Genomic DNA, 10,579 nt, shown 5'->3' on the forward strand with positions numbered 1-10,579 from the left:
GTCCGAAGCCGCCAGCATCCGTACCGCCGCGGCGTCCAGCCCGGCCGGGTACAACGCGTACGCCTCCGATCCCTCGCGCAGGGCGAGGTCGCCGCGCAGCAGGAACGCCAGCCGCGCCCGCTCCGGTTCCGCGGACGCGGCGCCGGGGTCGGCGAACGGACCCCCGACGCGCGCCGCGAACTCCGCAGCGGTCTCCCCGGTGCGGCGCTCGTAAGCGCTCGTCGAACCGTCGCCGTGGCGCAGGAGGACTGTCCTCGCCCGTGATGCCGCGTGCCAGACGGCCAGTTCGCCCAGGGTGACGCGGGCGCCCGAGGTGAACAGGTCGGTCAGGTGCCGGCCGAGTTCCGCGAGGCCGCCGCCGTGGCGGTGCACGGCGTGGTGGGTACCCGTGACGCCCTGGGCGATGTCCAGCCAGCGCAGGGTGCGCGCCCGGACGTCGAAGACCAGAGGGACACACGCCTTGGCCGGGCTGGTCAGGTCGAAGCGCTGCTCCACCTGGCGCGGGTCGAACACCGGTCCCTCCTTCCCCGGCCGGTCGCGGACCATCAGCCCGGCGAAGGCGTCGGCGAGTTCGACGAAGGGGACGTTGTTGAAGGAGTAGACGACCGCGACGACGTACCGGACACCGGCCGCGGCCAGCTTCTCCGCGTCCAGATCGACGAACTCCGAGGCTCCACGCGGAGCCGGGGCGCTCGTCAGGTCGCCGGAGTGCACCGCGCCGCCCGCGTACCGCAGCCGGGTGTAGTCGCAGGTGCCGACGTGGTTCCAGGCGGCGTCGAACATCGCGGTGGCCAGGTCCAGGTCGGTCCGCCCGGAGGTCTCCGACTCCGTCCAGTGCAGGAAGAGGCGCACGGTGCGGCCCCCCGGCACCGCCAGCTCGCTGCCGCGGGGCAGCGTCACCAGCGCCCGCGAGGCGGTCCGCTCCGCGAACGGGGCGACGATCCCGTCGAGTCCGGCGTCCACGACCGCCGTGTCCACCGGCGGGAGCGCGGCGGCACGGCGCAGCACCTCATCGGTCAGGACGGCGACGGCTCGGGCGACGGCCGAACCGTCGAGCGGTGCACGCCCGTCGGCGGCCACGTGGGCATTGGCGGTGGCTCCCTTGGGGAAGAACACCCGGCTCTCGCGCACCGCCGTACGGGAGCGCAGGGCACCCAGCGCGGAGAGCAGCACCGCCGGAGCCACCGCGGGAACGGCCGCGGCGAGCGCGGCGATCACCGGACCGGCGCCCTCGGGTCCCGCCAGCCGCAGCAGGTGGTCGGCGCGGCGTACCAGCTCTCCGGGGCGCTGTCCGAGCAGGCGCAGCGCGGTCGGCAGGTCCGTGGCGGACAGCGCCGCCTCCACGCGTCCCGCCCACCCGGGCACCCGTATCCGGCCCGTCTCCGTGTCGGTTCCGGGCACAGTGGCGGCGGTCGCCCGCAGGCCGGTGGAGAGGGCGTCGTCGGTGAGCCGGAGTTCGCGGAGCGCGGCGAAGGCGAGGGCGGCGCGCGGGAAGCGGCGGGCGTGCTCGAAGGGATGCAGCCGCTCACCGGCCCGCTTCCACATCTCCGGCCGGCGGCCCATGTCCTCGGTCGCCGACACCGGGTCCAGGCCGTCCAGCGCCTGGATCAGCGCGCGGCGCAGCGGTCGTGCCACTGGCGCCAGGCGAACCGTTTCCACCAGGCCGGGGTCGCCGCCGGAGCGCACCGCGAGCAGTCGCAGCACGTCGGTGGCGGTGGTGAGCCGGCCGACGACGGCCGGGAGCGTCACCGGGAAGTGCGCCGGGTCCGCGAGCAGCCAGGCCAGCAGACGGGCCTTGGTCTCCCGGCCCGGGATCTCCGCCGGCAGCCAGGCGAGAGAGGCGCGGTCGCCCACGGCCTCCAGCAGGGCGGCCAGGTCGTCGACGTCCTGGGGGCCGAGCGCACCCGGACGCGACAGGAGCACGGAGATCTCGGTACGGGCGTGGGCGAGACGGGCGCGCGCGTATCCGCCGAGAGCCAGCACCCGCAGCCGGGCGGGCAGCGCCCGGTGGGCCGAGGCGCCCGGCCGGACGGAACCGGGGCGCAGGAAGGGGTCCGCCGGGTCGATGCGGCGGTGACAGATCGGGCAGGCGGAGAAATCGGCGCCGTCGAAGCAGGACCGGCAGACGAGATGGGCGCAGGGGGCGACCGGATGGACCGTACCGGCCGTACCGCAGAGCACGCACGGCTGCTCCCGCTCCTGGAGCCCCAGGCTCAGGACACGGTCCACGTAGAAGCCGAGGGTGTCCATGGGCGTACTGGTGGGGAAGTCGCGGAACAGCGGGGTGTGGTCGCGGTCCGCGCCGAGCTCCGCGTCGATGTCGGCGAGCAGCGAGGTGCCCGTCGCGGCGAGTGCGCCGTCGCCGAGCCCGGTGAGCGCCGCACGCAGTTCCGCCGAGACGAGGAAGCCGCGCTCGACGAGGTCGGTCTCCAGCAGCGTGACCCCGGCGAGTGTCCGGGGCGCGGGGACACGCGCGGGGGAAGCGCCGACGGGGAAGTAGACCGCACCGCGACGACTCAGCAGCACCGCGTCCAGACTCCGCGTGCTGGGTGCGGTGCTCCGGATGGTCGTGGGCGTCATGGTGGGTTCCTTCCCGTGTGGTGCGGTACGCCGGTCCGCCTGGTGCCGGGCGCCAGCACCGCCCCGAGCGGTGACCCGGTGACCGTGGACGCGGGGAGCGGCGACGGTGCCCGCCGATGAGCGGGCTGGAGGGGAATCCCCTTCGGCGCGCTGCCGGACGCCCGCCCGGACCGCCGGCCGTCGACCGGCTCGGCGCAGACGAATGCGGGGCGGAAAGGGAGCGCACTGATTCATGGACAGTGAAGGGAGAAGGAAGCACGCTGCGGAGCCGCCCCGCAGGGGGAGAGCGTACGCAACCGGCCTCCTCCGGCACACCACCTTTTTCCCGGGGGTGCGACCGGACCGTCCGGCAATCCGTGCAGCCCCTCCGTGGGTGCTTCAAGTCCCACGTGTGAAGCGGGTGTTGCAGGTTTCTGGCAGCCGGTGCAGGAGTCTTACGGCGGGTGCCCCGCGAGGGCTAGCGTGCGCACGCACCGGGCTCCCGCCGGTGTTCCCCCGGAGCCGTACGGCCCCACCACCCGAGATCGAGAGCCCTCCTTGAATCCTGCCAAGCGCCTCCTGCGGCGCGCGCACCGGGCCAGACCCCGCGCCGTCGTCGTCTCCCTGCTCGCCGCCGGAACGCTGCTCGCCGGCGCCCTGGTCGCCGCCCCCACGGCCGCCGCGACCTCCGACCCGCTGCCCGCCGCCGCCGACCCCTGCCAGGGGCAGTGCCTGGACATCCTCACCGCGGGGGAGAACGGCCACGCCACCCTGGCCGGCATCCTGCTCCACAAGTCGATCGGCACCCGGCCTGCGCACTCCGCCGACCAGATCGAGAAGTACGACAACCTGCTGCACGACTACTCCGGGCTCACCCCCGACCAGTTGGCGAACTACTTCAACGACGCCTCCTTCGGCGTACCGTCCGGCCAGACCGAGTCCACCCTCACCCCGCGCGGCGGCGTCACCATCACCCGGGACAAGGCCACCGGCACCCCGCACATCAAGGGCACCACCCGCGCCGACACCGAGTTCGGCGCCGGCTACGCGGCGGGCCAGGACCGGCTGTGGCTGATGGACATCCTGCGCCACGTCGGACGCGGGCAACTGTCCTCGTTCGCGGGCGGCGCGGCGGGCAACCGGGCGCTGGAGGAGAGCCTCTGGGCCGTCGCCCCGTACACCGAGGCCGACCTCCGCGCCCAGCTCGACCGGGTCGCCGCCTCCGGGGCGCGCGGCACCCAGGCCGTGCAGGACATCAACGACTACGTGGCGGGCATCAACGCCTTCATCGACGCGGACCTGGCCGCCAACAACTACCCGGGCGAGTACGAACTCACCGGCCACGGCAAGGACATCGCCGACTTCACGGCCACCGACACCGTCGCCATCGCCTCGGTGGTCGGTGCCATCTTCGGCAGCGGAGGCGGCGGCGAGGTCGAGAACGCGCTCGCCGAACTCGCCCTCCAGCAGCAGTACGGCGCCACCGCCGGCTCCGCCGCGTACCGCGCCTGGCGCGCGCAGAACGACACCGAGGCGACCGCTACCCTGCACACCGGCAGCTTCCCGTACGCCACCACGCCCGCCACTCCGGTCGGCACGGCGACCCCCGACAGCGGGACGGTGACCGCCTACCCGCACGCGGTCAACGGCACCGGCACCGGCGCCACGGCCACGGCCACGGCTGCGAAGACGGCCACCGCCGCCGAGGGCGTGCTGCCCGCCGACCTGATCACCGGCGAACACGGCATGTCCAACGCCCTGGTGGTCTCCGGCGACCACACCGCCTCCGGCCACCCCGTCGCCGTCTTCGGCCCGCAGACCGGCTACTACGCACCCCAGCTCCTCATGGTCCAGGAACTGGACGGCCCGGGCCTCCGCTCGCGCGGCGCCTCCTTCCCGGGCATCAGCTTCTACGTGGAGATCGGCCGGGGCCTCGACTACTCCTGGAGTGCCACCTCGGCCAACCAGGACATCACCGACACCTTCGCCGTCGAACTCTGCGACCCCTCGGGCGCCACGCCCACCACCGCCTCCCGCTCCTACCTGCTGCGCGGGGTCTGCACCCCGTTCGAGAAGCTGACCGCCCACAACTCCTGGGCGCCCACCACCGCCGACGCCACCGCGGCCGGCTCCTACGACCTGGAGACGCTCCGCTCCGCCTACGGACTCGTCACCCACACCGGGAAGAGCGGCGGCAAGCCGGTGGCGTACACCGCCCTGCGCTCCACCTACCAGCACGAGCTGGACTCGGTGATCGGCTTCCAGCAGTTCAACGACCCCTCCGTCATCACCTCCGCCACCGCCTTCCAGACGGCCGCCCGGGACGTCGGCTACACCTTCAACTGGTTCTACGCGGACGCCCACCACACCGCGTACTACAACTCCGGCACCAACCCCGTGCGCGCCACCGGCACCGACCCCGACAAACCGATCTGGGCTCTCCCCGCCTACGAGTGGCAGGGCTGGAACCCGACGATCAACACCTCGGCGGTCACCCCGCCGGCGCAGCACCCCAACTCCGTCGACCAGGACTACTACGTCAGCTGGAACAACAAGCAGGCGGCCGGCTTCACCTCCGGCTGGGGCAACGGCGCCGTGCACCGGGCCGACCTGCTGGACAGCCGGGTCTCGGCCCTCGTGGACGCGGGCGGGGTGACCCGCGCCCAACTGGTGAAGGCGATGGAGGACGCCGCCGCCACCGACCTGCGGGCCGAGGAGGTGCTGCCCGAGATCCTGCGGGTCATCGACAGCGCCGCCGTGACCGACCCCGCGCTTTCCGCCACCGTCGAGCAGCTGCGCGCCTGGGCCGCCTCGGGCTCCGAGCGCCGCGAGCCGTCCAAGGGCGCGGGGACGTACGACCGGGCCACCGCGATCCGGGTGCTCGACGCCTGGTGGCCGCTGCTGGTGGAAGGGGTGTTCCAGCCGAAGCTGGGCAACACCGCCTACCAGGCGCTCACCGCCGTCGCACCCATCAACGAGTCGCCCTCCGGCGGCCAGAACGGCTCCGGCGCGGTCGGTACGGGCATCGCCGCCGCCCAGGCCCACAAGGGCTCCTCCTTCCAGCACGGCTGGTGGAGCTACCTCGACAAGGACCTGCGCGCGGTGCTCGGCTCCACGGTCGCCTCGCCCCTGGACCGTACGTACTGCGGTACCGGCACCGTCGCCTCCTGCCGGAACGTGCTGCTCACCACCCTCGCCACCGCCTCGGCCGTTCCGGCGGCCACCGTCTACCCGGCGGACGCGTCCTGCTCGGCGGGCGACCAGGTCTGCGCCGACTCCATCGTGCACCGGGCCATGGGCGGCATCACCGTGCCCCGGATCGCCTGGCAGAACCGCCCCACCTACCAGCAGGTGGTGGAGTTCCCGGCCACCCGGTCGGACAGCCTCACCAACCTCGGCACCGGCGCCAAGGCCACCGCCTCCGACTACCAGAACGCCGTGGTGGTCGCCTACCCGCCCAAGCAGGCCGTCGACGGAGACCGGTCCACCCGCTGGGCCAGCAAGACCGTCGACACCGCCTGGATCACCGTCGATCTCGGCGCGGTACGGCGGGTCGGCCGGACCGCGCTCGACTGGTCCGACCAGTACGCGGTGAAGTACACCGTCGAGGTCTCCTCGGACAACACCACCTGGAAGACGGTGCACACCACCACCGCCGGCTCCGGCGGCACCGAGAACCGCTCCTTCACCCCGGTCGACGCCCGGTACGTACGCATCACCGGGCTGGTCAGGGGCACCGACAACCGGTACTCGCTGAACGAGATCGGGATCTACGCCCAGTGACCGGACCCGCCGTCACACGATGATCCCCGTCGAGGCCCGGGGCGCACCCCACCAGGGGAACGCCCCGGGCCTCCGACGTCCGCGCCCAAGGCTTGTCAGTGCCCCGCGCTACGGTGCCGGGATGACGAACTACGTGCTGGTGGCGGGAGCTTGGCTCGGGGGCTGGGCATGGGACGAGGTGGCCGAAGAACTGCGCCGGGGCGGGCACACCGTCCACCCGGTGACCCTCTCCGGACTCGCCGAGAAGCGTGACGTACCGGCGGGGCAGCGTACGCACGTGCGGGACGTGGTGGACGCGGTCGAACACGCCGGACCGGCCGACGTGGTGCTCGTCGGCCACAGCTACGCGGGCATCCCCGTGGGCCAGGCCGCCGAACGCATCGGGGACCGCCTCGCGCACGTGGTGTTCGTGGACTCCGAAGTCCCCGCCGACGGAAAGGCTTTCGTCTCCCACTCCTGGGGCGGGAGTGTGGTGGCCGCCATCGCCGAGCACGGCGGCTCCTGGCCCCCACCGCCCGCCCAGGAGTTCGAGGGCCAGGACCTCACCGACACGCAGATCAGCCGGTTCCTCGACGGCGCGACTCCCCACCCCGGCGCCGCCCTCACCGAGCCCGCCGTACTCACCCGCCCGCTCGGCGAGCTGCCCGCCACGTACGTCAAGTGCCTGCTCGACGGCCCGGAGCCCAACGACGACGTGGCCGAGCTGCTGAAGAGCGACCGCTGGCGGCTCGTCGAGATGGAGACCGGCCACTGGCCGATGTTCTCGCAGCCGTGTGAGCTGGCCCGCATCCTGGCGGAGGTGCCCGTCCCCTCCTGAACGGTTCCTGAACGGCCCCTTGCCTTGACGTCCGCGTCAAGGATTACGGTCGGGCCATGCGAATCGGTGAGCTGGCCGAACGGGCCGGGACGACGACGCGGACACTGCGCTACTACGAGTCGCGCGGTCTGCTGAGAGCGCGACGGTCCGAGAACGGCTACCGCACGTACGACGAGAGCGACCTCAGACAGCTCCGCCAGATCCGGACCCTCCAGGACTTCGGGTTCGACCTGGAGGAGACCCGGCCGTTCGTGGAGTGCCTGCGGGCCGGACACCCGGCCGGGGACGCCTGCCCCGCGTCGCTCGCCGTCTACCGGCGGAAGCTCGATGAGCTGGACGCGCTGATCGCACAGCTGCAGACCGTACGGGCCGAGGTCGGCGCACAGCTCGCCCGCGCCGAGGTCGAGGTGACCGCCGGACTTCCCGGCGGCCCCGAACCCCGCTGTGAACTGGGAGGATGACAGATGATCCATGCAGAAGGCGTCGCCGAGGTGACCGACGCGACCTTCGACGGCGAGGTGCTCGGCGCCAGGCTGCCGGTTCTGGTCGAGTTCACCGCGGACTGGTGCGGTCCATGCCGCCAACTCGCCCCGGTGCTCAGCGAGATCGCCCGGGAAGAGGCCGACCGGATCAAGATCGTGCAGATCGACGTCGACCACAACCCCGGTGTCGCCGCCCGCTACGGCGTGCTTTCCATGCCGACCCTGATGGTCTTCCGCGACGGTGAACCGGTGAGGTCGATGGTGGGCGCCCGGCCGAAGCGCCGGCTCCTCCAGGAACTGGAGGACGTGCACGCGACGGCGTGAGCCGTCGGGGGAGGGCCCGGCTCAGGGCCGGCGCGGGCCGCGAGCGGGCAGGGTGCGGCTGTAGACCACGCTCGTGCTCGTACTCCCGAAGCCCGCCAGCTCGTCGACGAGCGACTCCAGATGCTCCATGGAGGTGGCGGCCAGCTTCAGCGTGTAGCAGTCGTCGCCGGTGGTGCGCAGGCACTCCAGGATCTCGTGCCGTTCGGCCAGCAGCCGGTGCAGCGGCTGGTGCCGGTTGCCCGGGTACTTCAGCCGGACCACCGCGAGCACCGGATAACCGACCTTGGCCAGGTCGACCGTCGCGGAGTACCCGGTGATGACGCCCAGCGCCTCCAGCTGACGCACCCGCTCGGTGGTGGCGGAGGGGCTGAGGCTCACCCGCCGCCCCAACTCGCTCAGGGAGATCCGGGCCTCCTGCTGCAACTGGGTGATGATCGCCCAGTCCACGTCGTCGAGATTCGCGGCCATGAGGCGAATCTACCGGGAGAACCACGGACACCGGCCGCCGATCCGGCGAAGAGTCCGTTCCCGGCGACACGATCACGGGGATAGCCTTCCGGCATGCAACTGGGCGTCAACGTACCCAACTTCGGGCCGGGAACCGACCCCGGCACCCTGCGCGACTGGGCGCGGACCGTGGAGGGCCTGGGGTACGACCTCCTCATGGTGTCGGACCACGTGGCCGTCACCCCGGACGTGGCCAGGCAGTACCCGGAACCGTTCCACGAACCCTTCACCACCCTGTCCTGGCTGGCAGCCGTCACCACCCGGCTCCGCCTGGGGACGACCGTGCTGGTGATGCCCTACCGGCATCCCCTGCTGGTCGCCCGCATGGCGGGCAACCTGGACCGGCTCAGTGGCGGGCGGTTCGTGCTCGGGGTGGGTGTGGGCTGGGCCCGGCAGGAGTTCGCCGCTCTGGGCGTGCCGTTCTCCGAGCGCGGCAGGCTGACCGACCAGTACCTGGACTCCCTTCGTGAGGCATGGCAGGAGGACGGTCACGGCCCCACCGCGTCGGTACCCATTTGGATCGGCGGCAACAGCGACGCGGCAGTCCGCCGCGCCGTCCGGCTGGACGCCCCCTGGCACCCGCTGAACAACACCGTCCCCTGGCTGCGGTCGGTCGTGGAGCGACAGAGCCTGCCCGGCTTCGCTCCCCGCATCGCCCTGCGGCTGACCGCCGCACCCGTCGACGACCCCGACCGCCCCGCCGGGGTCGGCACCCTCGAACAGGTCCTCGACGATCTCGACCAGCTGGAGCGCCTGGGCGCCGATACCGTCGTACTCGATCCGTACGACGGAGACCCGGAGGAGACCCGCACGCCCCGAGCGGCCTGGCGGGCGCTCGCCACCGTGGCCGACCACTGGAGGACACCCGCGTGATCACCGACGCCGACGAAACACTGTTGCGGCGCGCCATCGGTCTCGCCGCTCGCGCCGTGACCCTGGGCGATGCCCCGTACGGCTCCCTGCTGGCCGCCGAGGACGGCACCGTCCTTGCCGAAGCGCACAACACCGTGCGGCGCGACGACGACATCTCCGCCCACCCCGAACTGAAACTCGCCCGTTGGGCGGCCCGCGAACTCGATGCCGGGACGGCGGTCCGCACCACGATGTACACCAGCTGCCAGCCCTGCCAGATGTGCACGGGCGGCATCGTCCGCTCCGGCCTCGGCCGGGTCGTGTACGCGCTCTCCACCGAACAGCTCGTCGCACTCAACCCGGCCTCCGGCGCCTGGCCGGAGCTCCCGCAGGACGGCCCGGCCCTCTTCGCCGAGGCCCGTACCCCTGTCGAGGAGTACTACCGGCGGTGATCGACCAGTGGGCGGCACACCTACGGGCCGTCCCGCACTGGCGCGCAAACCTCGGGTCCTCGGCCGGTCCGCCCGCCCTCAGCCGAAGATGGCCTGCGTCTCCAGAAAGGCTTCCAGGCCGAAGCTGTCGAATTCACGGCCGAGGGCCCGACTGCTTGAAGCCACCGAAAGGGACGTCGGGTGCGTAGACGATCTCGTTGTTCATGACGGGGCCGGCCCGGACGCGTCGCGCCACGGCTCGGCTCGGCCCCGCGCCATGTCGCCGGTAGCGATGTGGGCGTGCAGGCCGTACGGACTGTCGTTGGCGATCGGGACGGCGTCCTCGTCGTCCTCGTAGGTGATCACGGCCAGAACGTGGCCGAAGATCTCCTCCCACGGCGGCCTCACGCCACGGGGCGCGGCCACCGCCCCGGCCGTCACGGGCGGCGTGACGGCCGGGGGCAGATCGAAGACCATCAATACGCTCCGGCGCAGGCGGGGGAGGTTCGTCCGGCGGCGGAACAGGCAGGTTTGACAGGACGCCCACGAATCCGTAGTGTTCTCCGAGCTGTCCGACGTGAGCGCCGACTCCGGTCGGTCCCCGGGCAGTCATTCCGCACCATCACTCAACAAGGCCCGACTTCCCGTCGTGTGCCTTTGCGTGTGTTTGTGTGAAATGAGGATTGCTCGTTCGTGAGAACAGCCCCGATTAGCGTCGGGGCCCGGCGGTCCGCTAATGTCTCACTCGTCGGAAGGGCCGCAACGGCCCGGAAGACAAGCCCCGCTGACTGGGAATCAGGCCCGAAAGGATCTGATAGAGTCGG

9 protein-coding genes are annotated in these 10,579 nt (G+C 72.3%); 6 read left to right on the forward strand and 3 right to left on the reverse strand.

Annotated features, from left to right (window positions below; genetic code table 11):
• Positions 1-2,580: MXAN_6230/SCO0854 family RING domain-containing protein (locus ACWD3D_RS26530; RefSeq protein WP_451463307.1), on the reverse strand; the 2,580-nt coding region annotated here is incomplete at its 3' end.
• Between the two features lie 537 nt (positions 2,581-3,117).
• Here ACWD3D_RS26530 and ACWD3D_RS26535 point away from each other — a divergent pair.
• From ACWD3D_RS26535 to trxA, 4 genes are all read left to right on the forward strand, one after another.
• Entirely contained in the window at positions 3,118-6,342 is a 3,225-nt protein-coding gene (locus ACWD3D_RS26535) for a penicillin acylase family protein (RefSeq protein ID WP_451463308.1), read from the forward strand.
• 121 nt (positions 6,343-6,463) lie between these two features.
• Positions 6,464-7,159 (forward strand): alpha/beta fold hydrolase, encoded by a 696-nt coding sequence (locus ACWD3D_RS26540; protein WP_451463309.1) that lies wholly within the window; start codon positions 6,464-6,466, stop codon positions 7,157-7,159.
• A gap of 56 nt (positions 7,160-7,215) precedes the next feature.
• Entirely contained in the window at positions 7,216-7,620 is a 405-nt protein-coding gene (locus ACWD3D_RS26545) for a MerR family transcriptional regulator (protein ID WP_451463310.1), read from the forward strand.
• Positions 7,621-7,623: 3 nt separating this feature from the next.
• On the forward strand, positions 7,624-7,965 hold the full coding sequence (gene trxA / locus ACWD3D_RS26550; protein WP_451463311.1) for a thioredoxin: 342 nt from the start codon (positions 7,624-7,626) through the stop codon (positions 7,963-7,965).
• A gap of 21 nt (positions 7,966-7,986) precedes the next feature.
• Here trxA and ACWD3D_RS26555 read toward each other — a convergent pair whose 3' ends face one another.
• On the reverse strand, positions 7,987-8,433 hold the full coding sequence (locus tag ACWD3D_RS26555; RefSeq protein ID WP_451463312.1) for an Lrp/AsnC family transcriptional regulator: 447 nt from the start codon (positions 8,431-8,433) through the stop codon (positions 7,987-7,989).
• Between the two features lie 93 nt (positions 8,434-8,526).
• Here ACWD3D_RS26555 and ACWD3D_RS26560 point away from each other — a divergent pair, with 93 nt between their 5' ends.
• Positions 8,527-9,345 carry an LLM class flavin-dependent oxidoreductase gene (locus ACWD3D_RS26560; protein WP_451463313.1) on the forward strand — a complete coding sequence of 273 codons (819 nt, stop codon included), beginning with the start codon at positions 8,527-8,529 and terminating at the stop codon, positions 9,343-9,345.
• Positions 9,342-9,776, forward strand: a complete 435-nt coding sequence (locus ACWD3D_RS26565) for a nucleoside deaminase (protein ID WP_451463314.1) — start codon at positions 9,342-9,344, stop codon at positions 9,774-9,776. Before ACWD3D_RS26560 ends, ACWD3D_RS26565 begins: the two co-directional genes overlap by 4 nt.
• Positions 9,777-9,977: 201 nt before the next feature.
• Here ACWD3D_RS26565 and ACWD3D_RS26570 read toward each other — a convergent pair whose 3' ends face one another.
• Entirely contained in the window at positions 9,978-10,232 is a 255-nt protein-coding gene (locus ACWD3D_RS26570) for an aldehyde dehydrogenase family protein (protein ID WP_451463315.1), read from the reverse strand.
• Between the last annotated feature and the right edge of the window lie 347 nt (positions 10,233-10,579).

It is taken from the genome of Streptomyces sp. NPDC002690 (assembly GCF_053592415.1).